This is a genomic window from Streptomyces lydicamycinicus, assembly GCF_000829715.2.
Classification (GTDB): domain Bacteria; phylum Actinomycetota; class Actinomycetes; order Streptomycetales; family Streptomycetaceae; genus Streptomyces; species Streptomyces lydicamycinicus.
The window spans coordinates 215,767-235,284 of sequence record NZ_BBNO01000005.1 but is presented as its reverse complement, the minus strand read 5'-3'; the positions used below and the strand labels follow the sequence as shown (position 1 = coordinate 235,284).

At 73.0% G+C, this 19,518-nt stretch carries 18 protein-coding genes; 6 read left to right on the top strand and 12 right to left on the bottom strand.

Annotated features, from left to right (window positions below; genetic code table 11):
* The first annotated feature begins 1 nt into the window (after position 1).
* Positions 2–736, top strand: a complete 735-nt coding sequence (locus TU31_RS18785) for a pyridoxine/pyridoxamine 5'-phosphate oxidase (RefSeq protein WP_042156038.1) — start codon at positions 2–4, stop codon at positions 734–736.
* A gap of 33 nt (positions 737–769) precedes the next feature.
* Here the strand turns inward: TU31_RS18785 and TU31_RS18780 are convergent, their stop codons facing one another.
* The gene (locus TU31_RS18780) at positions 770–1,258 is read right to left on the bottom strand and encodes a GNAT family N-acetyltransferase (protein WP_107070724.1); all 489 of its coding nucleotides are present in this window, start codon (positions 1,256–1,258) and stop codon (positions 770–772) included.
* Between the two features lie 155 nt (positions 1,259–1,413).
* A complete protein-coding gene (locus TU31_RS18775; protein ID WP_042156034.1) occupies positions 1,414–1,899 on the bottom strand; it encodes a Zn-ribbon domain-containing OB-fold protein in 486 nt (161 codons plus the stop codon).
* Between the two features lie 310 nt (positions 1,900–2,209).
* On the opposite strand from TU31_RS18775, the gene TU31_RS18770 reads away from it, so the two are divergent.
* Together TU31_RS18770 and TU31_RS18765 are read left to right on the top strand one after the other, a co-directional pair.
* Positions 2,210–4,465 carry an acetate--CoA ligase family protein gene (locus TU31_RS18770; RefSeq protein WP_042156031.1) on the top strand — a complete coding sequence of 752 codons (2,256 nt, stop codon included), beginning with the start codon at positions 2,210–2,212 and terminating at the stop codon, positions 4,463–4,465.
* 112 nt (positions 4,466–4,577) lie between these two features.
* The gene (locus TU31_RS18765; RefSeq protein ID WP_245698593.1) at positions 4,578–5,501 is read left to right on the top strand and encodes an enoyl-CoA hydratase/isomerase family protein; all 924 of its coding nucleotides are present in this window, start codon (positions 4,578–4,580) and stop codon (positions 5,499–5,501) included.
* Between the two features lie 37 nt (positions 5,502–5,538).
* On the opposite strand, the gene TU31_RS18760 is transcribed toward TU31_RS18765, so the two are convergent.
* Both TU31_RS18760 and TU31_RS18755 read right to left on the bottom strand, forming a co-directional pair.
* Positions 5,539–6,192: a hypothetical protein gene (locus TU31_RS18760; protein WP_245698592.1), complete on the bottom strand. Its 654-nt coding sequence runs from the start codon at positions 6,190–6,192 to the stop codon at positions 5,539–5,541.
* A gap of 8 nt (positions 6,193–6,200) precedes the next feature.
* Positions 6,201–6,782 (bottom strand): RNA polymerase sigma factor, encoded by a 582-nt coding sequence (locus tag TU31_RS18755; protein ID WP_078885847.1) that lies wholly within the window; start codon positions 6,780–6,782, stop codon positions 6,201–6,203.
* Between the two features lie 195 nt (positions 6,783–6,977).
* Here TU31_RS18755 and TU31_RS18750 point away from each other — a divergent pair, with 195 nt between their 5' ends.
* A complete protein-coding gene (locus tag TU31_RS18750) occupies positions 6,978–7,613 on the top strand; it encodes a flavin reductase family protein (protein ID WP_245698591.1) in 636 nt (211 codons plus the stop codon).
* A gap of 58 nt (positions 7,614–7,671) precedes the next feature.
* On the opposite strand, the gene TU31_RS18745 is transcribed toward TU31_RS18750, so the two are convergent.
* From TU31_RS18745 to TU31_RS18725, 5 genes are all read right to left on the bottom strand, one after another.
* Complete coding sequence (locus TU31_RS18745) at positions 7,672–8,322, bottom strand: hypothetical protein (protein ID WP_042156019.1); 651 nt, start codon at positions 8,320–8,322, stop codon at positions 7,672–7,674.
* Positions 8,323–8,405: 83 nt separating this feature from the next.
* The gene (locus TU31_RS18740) at positions 8,406–9,737 is read right to left on the bottom strand and encodes an MFS transporter (RefSeq protein WP_042156016.1); all 1,332 of its coding nucleotides are present in this window, start codon (positions 9,735–9,737) and stop codon (positions 8,406–8,408) included.
* Positions 9,738–9,828: 91 nt separating this feature from the next.
* A complete protein-coding gene (locus TU31_RS18735) occupies positions 9,829–10,896 on the bottom strand; it encodes a Zn-dependent alcohol dehydrogenase (RefSeq protein WP_042156010.1) in 1,068 nt (355 codons plus the stop codon).
* Complete coding sequence (locus TU31_RS18730; RefSeq protein ID WP_042156004.1) at positions 10,896–12,086, bottom strand: acyl-CoA dehydrogenase family protein; 1,191 nt, start codon at positions 12,084–12,086, stop codon at positions 10,896–10,898. Before TU31_RS18730 ends, TU31_RS18735 begins: the two co-directional genes overlap by 1 nt.
* A 249-nt stretch (positions 12,087–12,335) precedes the next feature.
* Complete coding sequence (locus TU31_RS18725; protein ID WP_042156002.1) at positions 12,336–13,256, bottom strand: SDR family oxidoreductase; 921 nt, start codon at positions 13,254–13,256, stop codon at positions 12,336–12,338.
* A gap of 108 nt (positions 13,257–13,364) precedes the next feature.
* On the opposite strand from TU31_RS18725, the gene TU31_RS18720 reads away from it, so the two are divergent.
* Entirely contained in the window at positions 13,365–14,291 is a 927-nt protein-coding gene (locus TU31_RS18720) for a cyclase family protein (RefSeq protein WP_042155999.1), read from the top strand.
* A 335-nt stretch (positions 14,292–14,626) separates the two neighbouring features.
* On the opposite strand, the gene TU31_RS18715 is transcribed toward TU31_RS18720, so the two are convergent.
* From TU31_RS18715 to TU31_RS18705, 3 genes are all read right to left on the bottom strand, one after another.
* On the bottom strand, positions 14,627–15,112 hold the full coding sequence (locus tag TU31_RS18715; RefSeq protein ID WP_042155993.1) for an ATP-binding protein: 486 nt from the start codon (positions 15,110–15,112) through the stop codon (positions 14,627–14,629).
* A 471-nt stretch (positions 15,113–15,583) separates the two neighbouring features.
* Positions 15,584–16,582, bottom strand: coding sequence for an acyl-CoA dehydrogenase family protein (locus TU31_RS18710; RefSeq protein ID WP_042155989.1), 999 nt, complete (start codon positions 16,580–16,582; stop codon positions 15,584–15,586).
* A gap of 7 nt (positions 16,583–16,589) precedes the next feature.
* Positions 16,590–17,768, bottom strand: a complete 1,179-nt coding sequence (locus tag TU31_RS18705; RefSeq protein WP_042155987.1) for an acyl-CoA dehydrogenase family protein — start codon at positions 17,766–17,768, stop codon at positions 16,590–16,592.
* A gap of 224 nt (positions 17,769–17,992) precedes the next feature.
* Between TU31_RS18705 and TU31_RS18700 the strand changes: the two genes are divergently transcribed.
* On the top strand, positions 17,993–19,516 hold the full coding sequence (locus TU31_RS18700) for a class I adenylate-forming enzyme family protein (RefSeq protein ID WP_042155984.1): 1,524 nt from the start codon (positions 17,993–17,995) through the stop codon (positions 19,514–19,516).
* Positions 19,517–19,518 lie beyond the last annotated feature (2 nt).

Here is a 19,518-nt window from a genome sequence, read left to right as displayed (position 1 = left end):
CATGAGCGATCACCCCGCGCACCAGGACTCTCCGGACGCCCGCCCCGCCGGCACCCCGGCGCAGCACGCCGACGACGCGGACGCCCAGGCGTTCCGCGAGCTGCTGCGCGGGCTGCGGGTCTGGGATGTCGCACTGCCGTCGTTCGACCCGGCGACGGCCCCGACCGAGCCGCTTCCCCTGTTCCGGCAGTGGCTGCGGGAAGCCGCCGAGGCCGGTGTTCCCGAGCCGCACACCATGACGCTGGCCACGGCGGACGCGGCCGGCACCCCTTCCGTACGGACCCTGATGCTGCATGACGCCGATGAGCGCGGCTGGCACTTCGCCTCGCACCGCGGCAGCCGCAAGGGCCGCGAGCTGGCGGTGCGGCCGCGGGCGGCGCTCGGCTTCTACTGGCCGGCGGTCGGCCGCCAGGTGCGGGTCAGCGGGCCGGTGACCGTGGCGGGACCCGAGGAGAGCGCGGCCGATCTGCACCACCGCTCCACGGGCGCGCTGGCCGCGGCGCTGGTCGGCCGGCAGAGCGAGGTGCTCGGCTCGGTCGAGGAGCTGGCCCGTGCCTCGGAGGCGGCATGGGAGCGCGCCCGGCGCGAGCCGGCGGCGCCGGTGCCGAGCTGGACGCTGTATGTGCTGCGCCCCGAGGAGGTCGAGTTCTTCCAGGGCGATGCGCAACGCCGGCACGTACGGCTCAACTACCGCTACGAGAACGGGCGCTGGGCGCAGGAGCTGCTCTGGCCGTGAGGCGCGGCCGGTGCGGGTGACACCGGCTCGTCCTCACAGCTGCTGATACATGATGTGCAGCCCGACATAGCCCTTGGTGGGGTGCCGGAAGCCCTCGGGGAGGGTCGTCATGATCTGGAAGCCCAGCGACTTCCAGAGCGCGACGGCACCGGTGTTGGTCTCCACGACGGCGTTGAACTGCATCGCCCGGTAGCCCTCGGCACGGGCCCAGGCCAGGACGTTTTCACCCAGGGCCCGGCCGACGCCACGGCCGCCGCACCGCGGGTCGACCATGAAGCTGGCACTGGCGATGTGCGAGGCGCCGCCCATGTGGTTGGGGTTCATCTTGGCCGTACCGAGGACCGTGCCGGAGTCGTCGACGGCGACGACCGTGCGGCCGGGCGGCGTCAGCAGCCAGGTCTCGCGGGCCGTCGCCTCGTCCATGTCCCGCGGATAGGTATAGGTCTCCCCGGCCGCCACGATGGCGTGGAAGAAGGGCCAGATGGCGGGCCAGTCGGCCGCGGTCGCCTCACGGATCTGCACGGCCACAGCATGCCTCGGGCCCGGGCGGGGCGCCACCGGAATTCGGGGGGGCGGCCGGGGGCCGGACGCCGTGCGGGCGGGGCGCCGTGGACCGGGCCGGAGCCCCGCGAGCGGGGCCGAGCGCCATGGGCGGGGCCGGGCCCCGGGGCGAGGGTTCACGCCGGGCGGAAGACGGGGACGGCGACCGCGGCGCCCTCGGCCCCGCTGTTGCCCTCGGCCCCGCCCTTGCCCCCGCCGACGCCCTCGCCCGCTTCCCGGAAGTGCACCACGAGCGGCATCCCGATCCGCAGCTCCGGCTCCGGGCAGTCGGTGATCTCGGTCATCATCCGGGGGCCTTCGGCGAGATCGACCACTGCCGCGACATACGGGACCCGGTCGCCGAACGGCGGGAGATCGTTACGGTGCACGACCGACCAGGTATAGAGGGTGGCACGGCCGGTGGCCGGCTCCCAGCCGACGTCCTCGCTCCAACAGGAGGGACAGAACTCGCGCGGGTAGTGGTGGGCCGCACCGCAGCCCTCGGCCCGGCAGCGGCGCAGCAGCAGCCGCCCCTCGGCCGCCGCGTCCCAGTACGGCCGGGTGAAGTCGTCCACCTCCGGCAGATCGAACCGCGCGGCGCTCCGTGCCGCACTCCGCGCCACGCCCCGAGTCTCCGCACCCCGCGTCTCCGCATCAGCCCTGGCCCTCACGGAACACCCCCAGCACCTCGCCGAACGACCATGCCTGCCGGCTCATCGCGAGCGGGGCGACCACCCGCTCCTGACGGTACGTCAGTTGAACCGAAGCGGGCCGGACGCGCAAGGGGGCCGCGCGATCCCCCCGGGGCCGGCAGCGACAACCGGGGACCGTACAACCTTTTCCCCTGCAACCCCATTCCTGACAGAGCGTCAGTTCAGTAATCTGACTATGCGTCAGTTATGGAGAGCCGTCACACAGGAGCGGGCGTCTGCGATGCTTGGATCGACTCACGGCACCCTCACCACTCACTCCCGGCCGGCCCGCGTCGTGGCCTGTGGGGAGCAACCACCACACACCGTCCACGGCATGAGTGAACCGCATCGCGACGGCGGGGGCCAGGGCGCCTGCCCCGTCGACCGGGATGTCAGCGGCCGTCCGCTGCACGCTCCGGTGCCCGACCTGGACCGGTTCTTCCGGCCCGAGTCCGTGGCGGTGATCGGCGCCTCGGACAGCGAGGGCCGTCCCAATACCGGCATCACCCGTCAGCTGATCGCCTGGGCGGAACGGGTCGGCGCCCGGCTGCACCCCGTCAACCCGGGACGCGCCCAGGTCTTCGGACAGCCCTGCCATGCCACCGTCGCCGATCTGCCGGAACCCGTCGATCTCGCGGTCCTCCTGGTCGGCGACCCGCTGCCGGTCATCGAGCAACTCGCCGAGGCCAAGGTGAAGTTCGCGGTGGCCTTCGCCTCCGGGTTCGCGGAGACCGGTGAGCGTGGTGCGGCCGCCCAGGAGCGACTGGCCGAGGCCGTCGCCCGCTCCGGGCTGCGGCTGCTCGGCCCGAACACCAACCTCAACGCCTTCGAGAAGTTCCGTACGGACCTGGACGGGCCGGCCATCGCTCTGATCACCCAGTCAGGCCACCAGGGCCGTCCCGTCTTCAGCCTCCAGGAGCTGGGCATCCGCCTTTCGCACTGGGCGCCCACCGGCAACGAGGCCGATCTGGAGACCGCCGACTTCCTCTCCTACTTCGCCACCCGCCCCGAGGTCGGGGCCATCGCGGCGTATGTGGAAGGGCTCAAGGACGGCCGCAGCTTTCTGCTGGCCGCCGACCGGGCCGCCCGTCACAAGGTGCCCGTCGTCGCCGTCAAGGTCGGCCGCACCGAGACCGGCGCCCGTACGGCCGCCTCGCACACCGGCAAGCTCACCGGCGCGGATGAGGTCGTGGACGCCGCGATGCGGCAGTTCGGGGTGATCCGGGTGGACGGGCTCGACGAGCTTCAGGACACCGCGGCGCTGCTGGCCCGCGCCAGGAAGCCCACCGCCGAGGGCGTCGCCGTCTATTCGATCTCCGGTGGCACCGGCGCCCACTTCTCCGACCTGGCGACCGCCGCCGGCCTGCGGCTGCCCACCCTCGGCCCCGCCAAGCAGGCCGAACTGCACCAGTGGATACCGGAGTACCTGCACGTCGCCAATCCGGTCGACAACGGCGGGCACCCGGTCGGCGACTGGCGCGGCCGCAAGATCCTCGACGCGATCCTGGCCGATCCCGCCATCGGCGTACTGATCTGCCCGATCACCGGCCCCTTCCCGCCGATGAGCGACAAGCTCGCGCAGGATCTGGTGGACGCGGCGGAGCAGACGGACAAGCTGGTGTGTGTGGTGTGGGGCTCGCCGGTCGGTACGGAGGACGCCTATCGCCGCACCCTCCTCGGCTCCTCGCGGGTGGCGACCTTCCGCACCTTCGCCAACTGCATCACCGCTGTCCGCGCCTACCTCGACCACCACCGCTTCGTCGACGGCTACCGCTCGCCCTTCGACGACGCCCCACGCGTCCTGTCCCCGTCCGCGCGCAAGGCACAGGCCCTGATGCGGCCGGGTCAGCAGCTCAGCGAGCACGCGGCGAAGCAGCTGCTGCGTGCCTACGGCATCCGGGTCCCGCGGGAACAGCTGGTGACCAGCGCGGCGGCGGCCGTACGGGCCGCGAGCCTGGTCGGCTATCCCGTGGTCATGAAGGCCTCCGGACCGCAGCTCGCGCACAAGACCGAACTCGGCCTGGTCAAGGTCCAGCTGACCTCGGCCAGCCAGGTCCGGGACGCCTATCGCGAGCTCACCGACATCGCGCGCTACGAGGACGTGCCGCTGGACGGGGTGCTGGTCTGCCAGATGATCGAGCGGGGCGTCGAGATGGTCGTCGGCGTCACCCGGGACAGCCTCTTCGGGCCGACCGTGACCGTCGGCCTCGGCGGGGTGCTGGTGGAGGTGCTGCGGGACGTCGTGGTGGGTGTACCGCCCTTCGGGGAGGACCAGGCGCGCGCGATGCTCGACGAACTCCGCGGCCGGGCTCTCCTGGACGGTGTGCGCGGAGCGCCGCCCGCGGACCTCGACGCGCTGGTCGAGACCGTCCTGAGAGTGCAGCGGATGGCGCTCGAACTCGGTGACGAACTGGCCGAGCTGGACATCAATCCGCTGGTGGTGCTGCCACGCGGACAGGGCGCCGTGGCCCTCGACGCCCTCGCCGTCTGCCGTTGACCGCACCCGCATCCGCGACCGCACCCACGCCACGGCCCGCGCCCAGGCCGCCGTCCACCGGACCGCCGGCCGCCGTGCCCACCCCGACCGCACCCTCTGGAGCCGCTCCCCCATGACACCCTCACCGTCCCCCGGTTCCGTTCCCCCCGCCGTGCCCGACGGGCCCGACGGGCCCACCACCCGCGCGGAACCCCTCGATGCCCTCGATGCCGTCGATGCCGTCGATGCCGTCGATGCCGTCGATGCCGTCGATTCATTGGTACTGCACGCCACTGACAACGGCGTCTCGTGGCTGACCCTGAACCGGCCCGAAGCGATGAACGCCGTCACCTGGGACCAGCGCGAACGCCTCATCGGCCGGCTCGCCGACGCCTCGGCCGACCCCGGCATCCGGGCCGTGGTGCTCACCGCGACCGGCAAGGGCTTCTGCGCCGGCGCCGATCTGCGCGGAGCGCCGCCGGCCGGCGAGCGGGTCGCCGGTGATGTCGCCCGGATGATCCGGAACGGCGCCCAGCGGCTGATCACGGCCGTGCTGGACTGCGAAAAGCCGGTCATCGCCGCCGTCAACGGCACCGCGGCCGGGCTCGGCGCCCATCTCGCGCTCGCCTGCGACCTGGTGCTGGCCGCCGAATCGGCCCGCTTCATCGAGGTGTTCGTGCGCCGCGGCCTGGTACCGGACGGCGGCGGCGCCTACCTCCTGCCGCGGCTGATCGGCCCGCAGCGCGCCAAGGAGCTGATGTTCTTCGGGGACGCCCTGCCGGCCGCCGAAGCGGAACGGCTGGGTCTGGTCAACCGGGTCGTGCCGGACGGCGAGCTGGCGAAGACGGCCCGGGAGTGGGCCGAGCGGCTGGCGGCCGGCCCGACCCGCGCGCTGGCCCTGACCAAGCAGCTGGTCAACGTCTCGCTCGACACCGACCGGAGCGCGGCCTTCGCCGCCGAGGCCACCGCCCAGGAGATCAATATGACGACGGCGGACGCACAGGAGGGCGTCGCCTCCTTCGTGGCGCGCCGCCGCCCGGCGTTCCGGGGCCGGTGACCACCCGGAGCCCCCTGGTCTCCCGGAGCCCGTGGGCCTACGTCACATCCCCCGGGCACTCCGGTACCTCGCGGGTGTTCCGCGTCCGCACCCCCGGCAGCCAGCCCCGCACCCCCTGCCCGCTGGTGACCAGATACCAGCGGGTGGAGGTGATGCCCGCTTCGTCGCGGACCATCCGGCCGTCCGTCACCACACAGCGCGCGGCCAGCGCATCGCCGTGCCAGACCCGGCCCGCGGAGTTGCCGCGCGCGGCGTACTTGGCGCGCGGATCGTTGGCCAGCCGCAGCGCGCACTCCAGGGAACGGCCCGTGCGACAGGCCCGTTCGCTGTTGTAGACCGTGATCTTCACGGTCGGGGCCGGTCCCGCCGGCTGGAGGGAGACGGGCCCGGGGCGCACCATCCACCACACCCCCAGTGCCACCGCTGCCACCGCCGCCGCCACGACGAGCACGACCATCCGCGGCCGCCTTCTGGACAGCGGCACCACTGCCGGCGCCTGCGCGGTGCCCGGCTCCCGGATGCGGTCCCACAGGCCGGGCGGTGTCTCGATCTGTTCGTCCGCGAGCCGCAGCCGGGCGCGCAGCAGCGCCTCGGCATCGTCCCCGCCGCCGTCGCCCCGGCCACCGCCGTGGCCCGGGCCGTCACCGCCCGCCGCGCCCGCACCGCCGTCGTACCGTGGCCCCACGTCCACCGTGCCGCTCACCTCCCGGCCTGCCCGTGCTCCGATTCAACGAGGTAGGCGCGCAGCCTGTCCAGCGCACGGGCGCGATGGCGGGCGGCGGTGCCGCGATGCACCTTCATGATCTTGGCGGCCTGGTCGATGGTGTAACCGTCGAGGTCGACGAGGATGACGATGCCGGCCTGCCGGTGCGACAACTTCCCGAGCAGGCGCACCGCTTCGATCTCGGACTGCCGCCGCTCCACCCCGCCGTCCCAGCCGCCGGTCGCCCCACCAGGGGCCCCGCCGGCGCCGCCGCCCGCGCCGGCCTCCTCGACGCCCTCCATGCCGTCGACCAGCACCTGACGCCGGTCCTTGCGGTAGGTGTCGCGGGCGACGTTGAGGACGGCGGTGAAGGCATAGGCATAGGGCTCGGGATGGGCCAGGAAGCGCTGGGGGCGGGCCGCGAGTTTGAGATAGGCCTCGTGCACCACGTCCTCCGCGGACTGTCTCGATCCGGCCAGCATCACCGCCCTTCGGTACAGCCGGGGCAGCAGCCCGCAGAAGACCTCGTCGAAGGTTGGCGCGGCAGACGAAGCTGACGACGCTCTCGCATCGGCCATGTACCGGAACTCTCCCCCGTGCTCGGCTACGGACGCGGCCGCAGTGGACGCTACCCGCGCGAACGACACGCAATCAGGAATCCAGCCCCCAATCTCCCCCGAATCCACCGCAGATCATCCCGGAGGAACGGGAAACCACACCTGCGGGTGGCGCCCGCGCCGGACACCTTCACATCTGACGCTCCATCAGATTCAATGAAAGACATGATGGGACATGCGGGAATGGCGGCCACGGTCGTGCGGTACCTACGCTCCGTCGGCGCGCCCACCACGGCGGCCGCGCCGTCCCCCGCCACCGCGCCGCCGCGGCCCGCGCTGCGCGCCGTACGCGAGGACGAGCGCGCCCCTCTGGACCCGGCGGAATTCCGCTCCGTCCTGGGGCACTTCGCCAGCGGCGTCACGATCATCACGGCCCCCGGGGAGCCGGGCCCGGCCGGATTCGCCTGCCAGTCCTTCGCCTCGCTCTCCCTCGACCCGCCGCTGGTCACGTTCATGGTGGCGCGTACGTCGACCACCTGGCCCCGGATCGCCCGCGCCGGGGTCTTCTGCGTCAATGTGCTCGGCGCCGGACAGGGCGGTCTCTGCCGCGGGTTCGCGGTCAGCGGCGGCGACAAGTTCGCGGGTGTCCCCTACGGGGCCGCGCCGGTGACCGGTTCACCGCGGCTGGCGGACGTCCCCGCCTGGATCGACTGCACGGTCCAGGCCGTCCACACCGGCGGCGACCACCTGATCGTGGTCGGCCGGGTCGAGGCGCTCGGCACCGACCCGGCCGCCGCCGGGAACGGCCCGCTCCTCTTTCACCGGGGGGCCTTCGGGCACTTCGTGCCGTGAGGGCGGCGGTACGCCGACGAGCACCGACCCCGCCCGGCCCCGGGGCCTCCTGCACGGACTACAGGCCCGCCGCGAGAAGGCCCGCACCCAGGACGAACGCGGCCAGGAAGCCGGTGCCCACGACAGTGAGCATCAGCCAGACGGTCCGCCGGGCGCCGGTACCCCGCCCGGCGACCGCGGCGAGCAGAGCCGCGGGAACGGCGGCCGCGGTGAGCGCCAGCCAGCACACGAGGTAGGCCCGGGGCGGCCCCACCGAGCGGGCGAGGAGCGCGAGCACCGTCCCGTACGCCAGGGTCGCACCGGCCGCGGTGAACGGGGCGGCGGCCGCCGTCCACCACCACTTCGGCCGTCCCTGCCACCCTCCCCACCGGGCCGCCAGGCGCGCCAGCGACACCGTGGGCAGCACCAGGGTGGCCGCCAGCACGAAGCCGGGGAGTGCGCCCAGGACCAGTGCGAACGGCAGCACGAAAGCCGCCATGAACCCATTGCCGGACGGGCCCCCCTGGGTGAAGGAGTACAGGGTGAGCCCGACCGTCGTGATGACGGCCTCGGCCAGCAGCGCCGCCATCGAGACCAGCAGGGTCCGGCCGCTCCAGACCGGGCCGAGGGTACCGGGCTCACCGGCCCGCCCGGGCGTACCGACCGCCTCGCTCCCGTCAGCCTCACCAGCCCCCTCAGCCCTACCGACCACGCCTCCGGTCGTCACCATCCCCCATCACTCCTCTCACCGGGATGATGCCCCGGGCAGGGGCGCGCCTCACCAACGGAGCGCTCTCCGGCCTGTGTTGGTGATCACCCTTGGGCCGCGACCACCCGCCCGTCCCCGGCACCCGCCCGCCCCTGCCGGATGACCAGGGCCATCAGCGCCGCGACGGCGCACAGGGCGCCCGACGCGTACCAGACCGGGTTGTACGTGCCGAACGCATCGCGCGCCAGGCCGCCCAGGAAGGCGATCAGCGCGGCGCCCACCTGGTGGGCGGCCAGCACCCAGCCGAAGACGATCGCGGCATCGTCCCCGTAGTGCTCGCGGCACAGGGCGAGGGTCGGCGGGACGGTGGCCACCCAGTCGAGACCGTAGAAGACGATGAAGAAGACCATCGGCGGGTGGACGGTGTCGGACAGCAGCAGCGGCAGGAACATCAGCGACAGGCCGCGCAGTCCGTAGTAGGTGGCCAGCAGCCGGCGGGTGTGGAAGCGGTCGGTGAACCAGCCGGACGCGATGGTTCCGGCGATATCGAAGATGCCGATCACCGCGAGCAGCGAGGCGGCCGCCGTCATCGGCATGCCGTGGTCGTGTGCCGCGGGTACGAAGTGCGTCTTGACCAGGCCGTTCGTCGTGGCACCGCAGATCGCGAAAGTGCCCGCCAGCAGCCAGAACGGACCCGTACCGGCCGCCGAGAGCAGTGCCCGTACGGCACGCCGGGCCGCGCCCCGCTGCGGCGGCGGCTTGGGGACGAACTCCGCCGCCCCGTACGGCGCGACGCCCACATCCGCCGGGTGGTCGCGCAGCAGCAGCCACACCAGCGGGACGACGGCGAGCGCGGCGAGCGCGACGGTCACCGCGGCCGGCCGCCAGTCGTACCGTTCGACGATCCAGGAGAGGGCCGGGAGGAAGATCAGCTGCCCGGAGGCGCCGGCCGCGGTGAGGATGCCGGTGACCAGCCCGCGGCGGGCGGTGAACCAGCGGCCGGTGACCGTCGCCGCGAAGGCCAGCGCCATCGAGCCGCTGCCCAGCCCCACCAACACGCCCCAGTACAGGACCAGTTGCCAGCTCGTCGTCATGAAGACGGTCAGCCCGGCGCCGATCGCGATCACCGTCAGGGCGACCGCCACCACCCGCCGGATACCGAACCGGTCCATCAGCGCGGCGGCGAACGGCGCCGTCAGCCCGTAGAGCGCGAGGTTCACCGACACCGCGAGGCCGATGGTGCCGCGCGACCAGTGGAACTCGGCGTGCAGCGGCTCGATGAGCAGGCCGGGGAGGGAGGCGAAACCCGCCGCGCCGATGAGGGTGAGGAAGGTGACGGCGGCGACGGACCAGGCCCGGTGCGGGCGGCGCCGACCGGGGACGGGGGCAGGGGCGGGGACCGCCCTGCGCAGGGGCAGTTCGGGTGTCTGGGTCACCGGAGCAGCTTCGTCCGTCACCCCCGGGCGGAACGAGTGGCCGGAAGGCCAGGGTTCATCAGGATCGGGCCAGGGCCGCCCCGGGACCCGGTCAGAAGGTCAGCACCCCCCGGGCCACCCGCCCGTGATGCGCGTCGTCCGCCGCCCGCGCGAAGTCCTCCACCGGATATGTCCGGGTCACCAGCTCGTCCAGCATCAGCCGCCCTTCCCGGTACAGCCGGGCGTACAGCGCGATGTCCCGCTGGGGCCGCGCCGACCCGTAACGGCAGCCCAGTATCGACTTGTCCAGGTACATCGAGGACACCAGGAACGACGCCTCCGCGGTGGCCGGCGGCACCCCGAGCAGCACCGCCTGGCCGTGCCGGTCCAGCAGATCGATGGCCTGCCGGATCAGCCGGGTGCTGCCCACGCACTCGAAGGCGTGGTCGGCGCCGGTCGGCAGGATCTCCTTCACCGCCTTGACACTGTCGGCCACCGCCGACGCATCGATGAAGTGCGTCGCCCCGAACTGCCTGGCCACCGCCTCCTTCGCGGGGTTGGCGTCCACCGCCACGATCACCGACGCCCCGGCGATCCGCGCCCCCTGGAGCACATTGAGGCCGATCCCGCCGGCCCCGATCACCACGACCGAGTCCCCGCGGTCCGCCTTCGCCCGGTTGAGCACCGCCCCGACACCGGTCAGCACCCCGCACCCGATCAGTGCCGCCGAGGTCAGCGGAATGTCCTCGGCGATCTTGACGGCCTGCACCGCCTTGACGACCGTGCGCTCCGCGAACGCCGAGTTCGACGCGAAGCTGAACAGCTCGCGCTCGCCCTGCCGGAACGGCTTCTGCGGCATCCCGATCGCCTTCCGGCACATCGTCGGCCGCCCCCGGTCGCACTCCGCGCACGCCCCGCAGTTGGCCAGCGTCGACAGCGCGACATGATCGCCGGGCACCACATGGCCGACGCCCGCGCCGACGGCCTCGACCACCCCCGCGCCCTCGTGCCCCAGCACCACCGGCACCGGAAACGGAATGGTCCCGTCGATCACCGACAGATCGCTGTGGCACAGCCCCGCGGCCCGGATCCCGACCAGCACCTCACCCGGCCCCGGGTCCCGTACCGCCAGATCGTCCACGACCCGGGGCTGCTCGCCGTCGAATATGACGCCTCTCATCACCGCTCCAGTCTGGGCAGGCCGAGCACACGCTCGGCGATGATGTTGCGCTGGATCTCGTCCGAGCCGCCGTAGAGGGTGTCGGCCCGGGTGAACAGGAACAGCCGCTGGAGCGCGTCCAGTTCGTACGGCGCCCGCGCGCTCCAGTCGACGGGCCCGAGCGCCGCCGCGGCCCCCCGCACCCGCATCGCCAGCTCCCCGAGCCGCTGGTGCCAGCCGCCCCACAGCAGCTTCGCCACACTCGGCGCCCCCGCGTCCCCTGCGGCGCCCAGGGTCCGCAGCGCGTTCCACCGCATGACCTGCAACTCGGCCCACTGCCGCACGAGTTGCTCCCTTAGCACCGGATCCCGCACCGCACCGCCACGGACCGCGGCGGCGAGCACGGCGGCCAGCTCCGCGGCGAACCCGATCTGCTGCACGAGCGTCGACACCCCCCGCTCCCGCGCCAGCAGCCCCATCGCCACCCGCCAGCCCGCGCCCTCCCCGCCCACCACGTGCGGCGCCAGCGCCCCGTCGAAGAACACCTCGTTGAACTCCGCCGTCCCCGACATCTGCCGGATCGGCCGCACCTCGATCCGCCCCGGCTGATCCATCGGCACCAGCAGGAACGAGAGCCCCCGGTGCCGCCGCTCCCCCGGATCGGTCCGGGCCAGCACGAAGCACCAGTCGGCCTCCCCGGCCAGCGACGTCCAGATCTTCTGCCCGCTGACCCGATAGCCACCGCCGTCACGGACCGCCACCGTCCGCAGCCCCGCAAGATCCGACCCCGCCTCCGGCTCGCTGTAGCCCTGGCACCACAGCTCCTCACCCCGGGCGATGGCCGGCAGAAACCGCCGCCGCTGCGCCTCGTCCCCCGCCGCGATCAGCGTCGGCGCCAGCAGATTCTCCCCGATGTGCCCCACCCGCCCCGGCGCCCGGACCCGCGCATACTCCTCGGCCCACACGACCTGCTGGGTCAGACTCCCCACCCGGTTCCCGTACGCCCCCTCCGCACACTCCCACCCGAGCCCGATCCACCCCCCACTCCCCAACTCCCGCTCCCAATCCCGCCGCACCCCGGCCCCCAGATGCTCGCTCCCGGGCCCACCCGCACCGGCCAACTCGGCGTAAGCCCCGATGAGATGCCCCGAAAGCCACTCCCGGGCATCCGCCCTAAAGTCCTCATCCGCCCTACCGAACCCAAAGTCCACGACGCCCTCCCACGCCCACCCCCACCAACCTCACAACCACCCACCCACGGGAGGGGACGGGCCGGAGGGGCAGGGGTGTGGGACGTAAAGCGAAGCAGTCCCACACCCCTGCCCCGGAGGCCCGTCACCGCACCCCAACAGCCCCGCGCAGCGGCACCGCCCGCCGCAGGCGCAACGGCGAGGGCACCGCGCAGCGGGCCACAAACGGCGAGCAACACCCACGGCGGGAAAGCCGACAACGTGAGCCGCTCAGCCAAGCGCAGCGCCCCGCGCCTCGGCCGCCGCCGCGGCCGCGGAAGCCATCGCCGCCACCCGCCCCAGCATCGGCATCGGATCAACCCCCACCGACCCCGGCAACACCTCCGCCACCCGCTCCGGCGTCCACCCACCCCCGTCGGCATACACGGAGCGCAGCTCCACCGGCTGGGCCCACACGGCGATCTTCGGCCCGGCGACCGTATAGACCTGGCCGGTGATCTCCCGGGCCCGCTCGCTCAGCAGATAGACGACCAGCGCCGCCACGTCCTCCGGCTCGCCGATCTCGGTCAGTTCCATCGGCACCTTCTCCGACATCCGCGTCCGCGCGACGGGAGCCACCGCGTTGGCCGTCACCCCGTATTTGTGCAGCCCGAGCGCGGCGCTCCGTACCAGCGAGATGATCCCGCCCTTCGCGGACGCGTAGTTGGCCTGGGACACGGAGCCCTGGTGATTGCCGCTGGTGAAGCCCAGCAGGGTGCCGGATTTCTGGCGGCGCATCACCGCGGCCGCCGCCCGGAACACCGTGAACGTCCCCTTCAGATGAGTGGCGACGACCGGGTCCCACTCCTCCTCGGTCATGTTGAAGAGCATCCGCTCGCGCAGGATCCCGGCCACACACACCACACCGTCGATCCGTCCGTACTGCGCCAGCGCGGTGTCCACGATCCGCTGGCCGCCGGCCATGGTCGACACATCGTCGGCGACCGCGGTCGCGACGCCGCCCGCCGCCTCGATCTCCTTCACCACGGACTCGGCGATCTCACTGCTGGGTGCACCGCCATCGATGGCGACCCCGTAGTCGTTGACGACCACCTTCGCGCCCTGTTCCGCGCAGGCCAGGGCGACCGCCCGGCCGATGCCGCGGCCCGCCCCCGTTACGGCGATCACTTTGCCGGTCAAGAAGTTCCCCATGCCGTGACCCTTCCCGCAGTTTCTGACGGACCGTTAGATTTTTGAGCAGACCCGGTACGAACACAAGACCCCGGGCCGAACCGGCCCCGGCCGCCCCGAGGAGGCCCCATGCCCCTGCCCCAGGAGTTCCATGACATCGCCAAACGCGTGAACAACTGGGGGCGTTGGGGCGCGGACGACGAGATCGGCACCCTCAATCTGATCACTCGTCAGGTCGTCCGGGAGGCCGCCGGCAGCGTCCGCAGCGGGCGCCGGATCCCGCTCGCGCTCCCCCTCCGGCAGGACGGCGTACAGACCGGCGTGATCCCGGGCCGGGTCAATCCGCTGCACACCATGACCGCCATCAACCAGGAGATCTTCGGCCCCGGTACGGTCGCGACCTCCGACGACGCGGTCACCATGGGCCTCCAGGCCGCCACCCACTGGGACGGCCTGGCCCATGTCTCCCACTCCGGACGGCTCTACAACAACCGCCCCGCCGGCTCGGTCACCGCACACGGCGGCGCCACCGCCCTCGGCGTGGAGAAGGCCACCCCGATCGTCTCCCGCGGCGTCCTCCTGGACGTGGCCCGGGTGCACAACGCCGAAGGGCTGCCCGGCGGGCACGCCGTCACCCCGGAGGACCTGGACGCCGCCGAGGAACTGGCCGGAACGACGGTCCGGGCCGGCGATATCGTCCTCGTCCGGACCGGACAGATGCGGCACTATCTCGTCGGCGACCGGCAGGGCTACGCCTTCCCGTCACCCGGCCTGTCGCTGCGCACCCCGGAGTGGTTCCACGCACGCGATGTCGCGGCGGTCGCCAACGACACCCTGACCTTCGAGATCTTCCCGCCGGAGATCGAGAACCTGTGGATGCCGGTGCACGCCCTCCACCTCGTGGAGATGGGCATGCTCCAGGGCCAGAACTGGAATCTGGAGGAGCTGTCGGCGGCCTGCGCGGAGGAGGGCCGCTTCGCCTTCTTCCTGTCCGCGGTGGCCGAACCGTTCGTCGGCGGGTCCGGTGCGCCGGTCGCCCCCGTGGCGATCCTCTGAGGCGGCCGCGTCGGGTCGCCGACCGCACCGGCCGGCGACCCGACGGCGCCCGGCCGGTCAGGCGGCGGTGCGCTCATGCGCGCCCCGAGCACGGCACCGCGGACCGCCACCCTCCCCCGGCTCTCACCGGGCCCCCGACCGGGCCGCGATCCGCACTCGCCAAGGCCGGGCCGGAATCCCGGTCCCCACGACCTCGGCGTCCCCTCACGGCGCATCGCTTCACCCAAGAGTGATCAACTGAGCACGCCACGTCAACACCTGGTCTGGACTTCATGCGTGACGACCGGTTTGCCGGATCTGGTGGAGGAGCGCCGGATGTGCGCCGGTCGCCTCGATTACGCCTGGTGCGTCACGGTGCGTGACACCGCGCAAGAGGGCTCATACGTCCCGAGATCGGCCCCTGCCGCCATCAGCAGCGGGCGGCCGCGGTCCACCTCGCACCAGATCCGCTTGCCGGCGCCTTCCTGCTGCCAGCCCCAGCGGTCGGCCAGACCGTCGACCAGCTCCAGGCCGCGGCCGTTGGTGTCGTCACCGTCGGCGTGCCGCTGGCGTGGCGGGCGGGCGCTGGCGTCCCGCACCTCGACCCGGACCGTGCCCACCACGGCCCCCGAGCCGGAGAAACACATCCGCAGCTCGGCCGACGTGCCGGTGTGCACCACGGCGTTGGTGACGAGCTCGGAGATCAAGAGGATCAATGTCTCCGCGAGTGGCTCATCGATCCCTATGCCGGAACCCACGAGCCGCGACCGGGCCCACCGCCGGGCCCGCCCCACCTCCGCGGGGTCAGGCCGTACGTCCAATTGCACCTGAAGCACCTGCACCGCTCACACCATCCGAACCGGCGGAAACATCGCCTCGCGCCTCCACGGAGTCACGGTGCGTGACCCCGGCGAAGCACAGCATGGTTGACGTTCAGTCACCCCAACAAGCGCTTCGGGCATATTCCAGCGCAAGGGAGTATGCATCCTGCATACTGTGCGACGCACTTTGCGGGGAGTCGAACAAGGGGGGCGACCCGGCCCCTGCCTGAGGCGAGCGGCGCGCAGTCCGTACCCCGGAGCCGTCCTTCCGACGGCACCGGGTTCGTTGCGCCACAGAACCACTCGCACCCAACGGAGAGTACCCGAGCGGAACGCCGACTCCCCCCTGTGACGAGTCACGCCTAGGACACAACCCGATATCGACACTCCGTGACCACTTCTGCGTAGTGAGTCCGACATTCCGTACACGGAGTGCCACAGTCTGACACCGGCGGCACACACGCCCCCCGCAACGGCCTTCGCCTCGCGCCGTCAGGCGATCAGGCCCGCGGCCAGCAATTCCTCCGCCTCGCCCGCCGTTCCCCAGCGCTCGGCGTGCCACCAGGCCCGCTTCAGATGCAGATGGACATCGGCCTCCCAGGTGAAGCCCATTCCGCCGTGGACCTGCACACAGTCCCGGGCGTTGCGCACCGCGGCCTCGTCGGCGAGAAGTTTCGCGCCCGTGACATCGAGAGCACTCTCCGTGACCGCCGCCGCATACACCGCACTTCGGGCGATTTCCGCGCGTACCAGCATCTGCGCGCACAGTTGCTTGACGGCCTGGAACGAGCCGATGGGGACGCCGAACTGCTCGCGCTCGCGGGCATGGCCGGCCGCCATCTCGACCGTGCGGAGGGCGCTGCCGAGCTGCTGGGCCGCGGTGAGCAAGGCGGCCTCGCGGCGGAGCCGGGGGGCGTCCACGGCCACGGGGTCGGTGCACGGCAGGTCCAGGACGCGGGCGAGCGGAGTGAGGGGGTCGACGGAAGCAAACGGGGCGCAGGTCACCTGGTCCGGCGCGCTCCGGTACGCACCGACCGTGCGCCCCCGTGCGCCCTCCGCCCGGCCGTCGGCCTCACCGTCCGCCGGGCCGTCGCCGGCGTCCAGCATGATCAACTCATCGCAGCCGGCCGGGTGTTCCCACAGCAGCGGCTCCCGCGCCCCGTCGCACAGCCCGACGATCCGCTCGCCGGCCGCGACCCCGTCGACCACCCCGGCCAGCAGCTGGCACGCCACCAGCGGTCCCGGCAGCAGTGCCCGCCCGGCCTCCTCCAGGACCAGCACCGCCTCCGGCAGACCCAGCCCCACCCCGCCGTCCCGCTCCGGCAGCCGCAGCGCGAAGAAGCCGGCCGCGCCCAGCTCACACCACAGCGCACGGTCCGGCGTGGGGTCCTCGACGGCCGCCCGCAGCCGGTCCCGCCCGAACCGCCCGGCCAGCAGCTCCCGGGTGCCGTCCTTCAACGCCCGCTGTTCATCGGTGAGTTGGAAGTCCATCGCCCGGTCACCGCCCCTTCGGCAGGCCGAGAAGGCGCTCGGCGACGATGTTCTGCTGGATCTGCGAGGTACCGGCCGCGATGGTGTACGAGAGGGACGACAGCCGGTCCGCGACCCATGCGTGGTCCGCGTCCAGCGCACCGGCGCCCAGCACCTCGGCCGCTGTGTCGTACAGCTCCTGGCGGGCGTGCGAATAGCGCAGCTTGAAGACCGAGCCGCCGGTGCCCGGGACGCCGCCGCCCCGCTGCCCCCCGCGTGCCGCGCCCCGCATCGCCTCGCTCACATTCCACTGGGTCAGCCGCCACAGCGCCGTGAACTCCGCGCTCAGCCGGCCCAGTCTGCGGCGCAGCACGGCATCGTCCCAGCGGCCGTTGGCGCGGGCGGCCCGGGCCAGCTCGCCGAGTACCCGGCGGCAGGCGACCACTTCGCCGACGAAGGCGGTGCCGCGCTCGAAGGACAGCGTCACCATCGTCACCCGCCAGCCGTCGTTCTCCGCGCCGACCCGGTTGGCGACCGGGACCCGCACCTCGTCGAGGAACACCTCGGCGAACTCCGTCGAACCGGCGAGGGTGCGCAGCGGCCGGACGGTCACCCCCGGCGCGTCCATCGGCATCGCCAGCCAGCTGATGCCGCGGTGCCGGGGCGCGGCCGGGTCGGTGCGGACGAGGAGTTCGCACCAGTCGGCGACCTCGGCGTGCGAGGTCCAGATCTTCGCGCCGCTGATGACATAGTCGTCCCCGTCACGGACGGCCCGGGTGCGCAGCGCGGCGAGGTCGGAGCCGGCGTCCGGTTCGCTGAAGCCCTGGCACCAGATCTCCTCGCCGCGCAGGATCGGCGGCAGCCAGCGGGCGCGCTGCCCGGCCGTGCCCTCGGCGGCGAGGGTCGGACCGGCGTGCAGCAGCCCGACGAAGTTGGCGCCGACATAGGGGGCGCCGGCGCGCTCGGTCTCCTCCAGGAAGATCAGGTGCTGGGCGGGGGTGGCGCCCTGCCCGCCGGCGTCCCGCGGCCAGTGCAGGCCCGCGTATCCGGCGTCGTACAGCATCCGCTGCCAGGCCGTGTCGTACGCCCGTCGGCCGGGCCAGTCGGTCGCGGCGGGCGGCGCGGGAAGCTTCGGCAGCACCTCGTCGAGCCACCGGCGCAGCCGGGCCCGGAAGTTCTCCTCCTCCGGTGTGCAGCTGAGGTCCATGGCGGCTACCCGGCGGGGAGGGGGCCGGGGAGCGCCGGGCCGTGCCCCGGAGGGTATGCCGCCCCGCCGTCGAGGCCCTCGTTCGGGTCCGCCATCTCCCGCCCCCCTCAGCCATATCTGATAGATCGTCAGAAATAGGCTAGCCGCGCCGCTCTGGACCGACAAGGCACCGGGCTCTACTCTCGGCAGGCGATCTGACGCTCCGTCAGCCATGAGGAGGGCAGATGACCGGCACCACCCTCTGGGACCTGGTTGCCTGGCGCGCCGCCCGTACACCCGAGGCGCTCGCCCTCGTGCAGGGGGCCGAGTCCGCCCGGCAGGAACGGCGGATCACCTTCGGCGGACTGCACCGGCGGGCGGAACGGGTCGCGGCCGGGCTGTACGAGCGCGGTGTCCGGCCCGGCAGCCTGGTGGTCTGGCAGCTGCCGACCCGGATCGAAACCGTGCTGTTCAGCCTGGCGCTGGCCCGGATCGGCGCCGTCCAGAGCCCGGTCGTGCCGCTCTACCGCGCCCACGAGACCGGCCAGGTGCTGCGCCGCACCCGCGCGGAGTTCTTCGCGGTCCCCGGCGTCCGGGGCGGCTTCGGCCACCGCGCGACGGCGGAGCGGCTGACCGCCGGTCTGCCCGGTCCGCCCACCGTCATCGAGGCCTACGACACCCTGCCCGACGCCGACCCTGCCGTACTGCCGCCGCCCCCGGCCGACGCCGACACGGTTCGCTGGATCTACTGGACCTCCGGGACGACCGCTGCCCCCAGGGGCGTGCTGCACACCGACCGCAGCCTGCGGACGGCCGGCCGCTGGCTGGGCACTGCGCTGCGCCTCGGCCCGTCGGACATCGGCTCGATGGCCTTCCCGTACGCTCATGTCGCCGGGCCCGACTACACCGTCATGCTGCTGGAGCACGGCATCCCCGCCGTCCTCCTGGAACACTTCGCGCTGCCCGCCGCGCTCTCCCCCTACCGCCGGCACGGCGTCACCGTCGCCGGCGGCTCCACCGCCTTCTACGCCCTCTTCCTCGCCGAGGCACGCGCCCTGCCGCCCGGCCACCGGCTGCTGCCGTCGCTGCGGCTGCTGGCCGGCGGCGGCGCGCCCAAACCCCCCGCGCTGTACCACGAGGTCGTCGCCGGACTCGGCTGCCAACTCGCCCACGGCTACGCCCTGACGGAGGCCCCCATGGTCACCATGGGCGACCCGGACGACAGCCCCGAGCACCTGGCCGGCACCGACGGCCGGCCCCCGGCGGGCATGGAGATCCGGATCGCCCCCGGCAGCGGCGAGATCCTGCTGCGCGGCCCGTGCGTCTGCCGCGGCTACCTCGACGAGCCCGCCCCGTTCGACGCCGACGGCTTCCTCCCCACCGGCGACCTCGGCCACCTCACCGCCACCGGGCACCTCGTCGTCACCGGCCGCCTCAAGGACATCATCATCCGCAAGGGCGAGAACATCTCCGCCCAGGAGATCGAGGAACTCCTCTACCGCCACCCGGACATCGCCGACGCCGCCGTCATCGGCCTGCCGGACCCCGAGCGCGGCGAACGCGTCTGCGCGGTCATCGAACAGCCCCCGGATGCCGGGGAGTTGACCCTCGCCGCCGTCTCGGCGCACCTGCTCGCCCAGGGCCTGGCCCGGCACAAGCTCCCCGAACAGCTGGAGCTGCTGCCCGTCCTGCCCCGCGGCGCCACGCTGCGCAAGGTCCTCAAACAGGAGTTGCGGGAGCGGTTCGGAGGCGGCGGGGCGGCGGGCTGACT

Bases quoted from the DNA above. Each gene is read 5' to 3' on its own strand.
- TU31_RS18785 (WP_042156038.1), top strand. From the start codon at position 2: ATGAGCGATCACCCCGCGCACCAGGACTCTCCGGACGCCCGCCCCGCC.
- TU31_RS18770 (WP_042156031.1), top strand. From the start codon at position 2,210: ATGCTTGGATCGACTCACGGCACCCTCACCACTCACTCCCGGCCGGCC.
- TU31_RS18765 (WP_245698593.1), top strand. From the start codon at position 4,578: ATGACACCCTCACCGTCCCCCGGTTCCGTTCCCCCCGCCGTGCCCGAC.
- TU31_RS18755 (WP_078885847.1), bottom strand. From the start codon at position 6,782: ATGGCCGATGCGAGAGCGTCGTCAGCTTCGTCTGCCGCGCCAACCTTC.
- TU31_RS18750 (WP_245698591.1), top strand. From the start codon at position 6,978: ATGAAAGACATGATGGGACATGCGGGAATGGCGGCCACGGTCGTGCGG.
- TU31_RS18745 (WP_042156019.1), bottom strand. From the start codon at position 8,322: ATGGTGACGACCGGAGGCGTGGTCGGTAGGGCTGAGGGGGCTGGTGAG.
- TU31_RS18735 (WP_042156010.1), bottom strand. From the start codon at position 10,896: ATGAGAGGCGTCATATTCGACGGCGAGCAGCCCCGGGTCGTGGACGAT.
- TU31_RS18725 (WP_042156002.1), bottom strand. From the start codon at position 13,256: ATGGGGAACTTCTTGACCGGCAAAGTGATCGCCGTAACGGGGGCGGGC.
- TU31_RS18720 (WP_042155999.1), top strand. From the start codon at position 13,365: ATGCCCCTGCCCCAGGAGTTCCATGACATCGCCAAACGCGTGAACAAC.
- TU31_RS18710 (WP_042155989.1), bottom strand. From the start codon at position 16,582: ATGGACTTCCAACTCACCGATGAACAGCGGGCGTTGAAGGACGGCACC.
- TU31_RS18705 (WP_042155987.1), bottom strand. From the start codon at position 17,768: ATGGACCTCAGCTGCACACCGGAGGAGGAGAACTTCCGGGCCCGGCTG.
- TU31_RS18700 (WP_042155984.1), top strand. From the start codon at position 17,993: ATGACCGGCACCACCCTCTGGGACCTGGTTGCCTGGCGCGCCGCCCGT.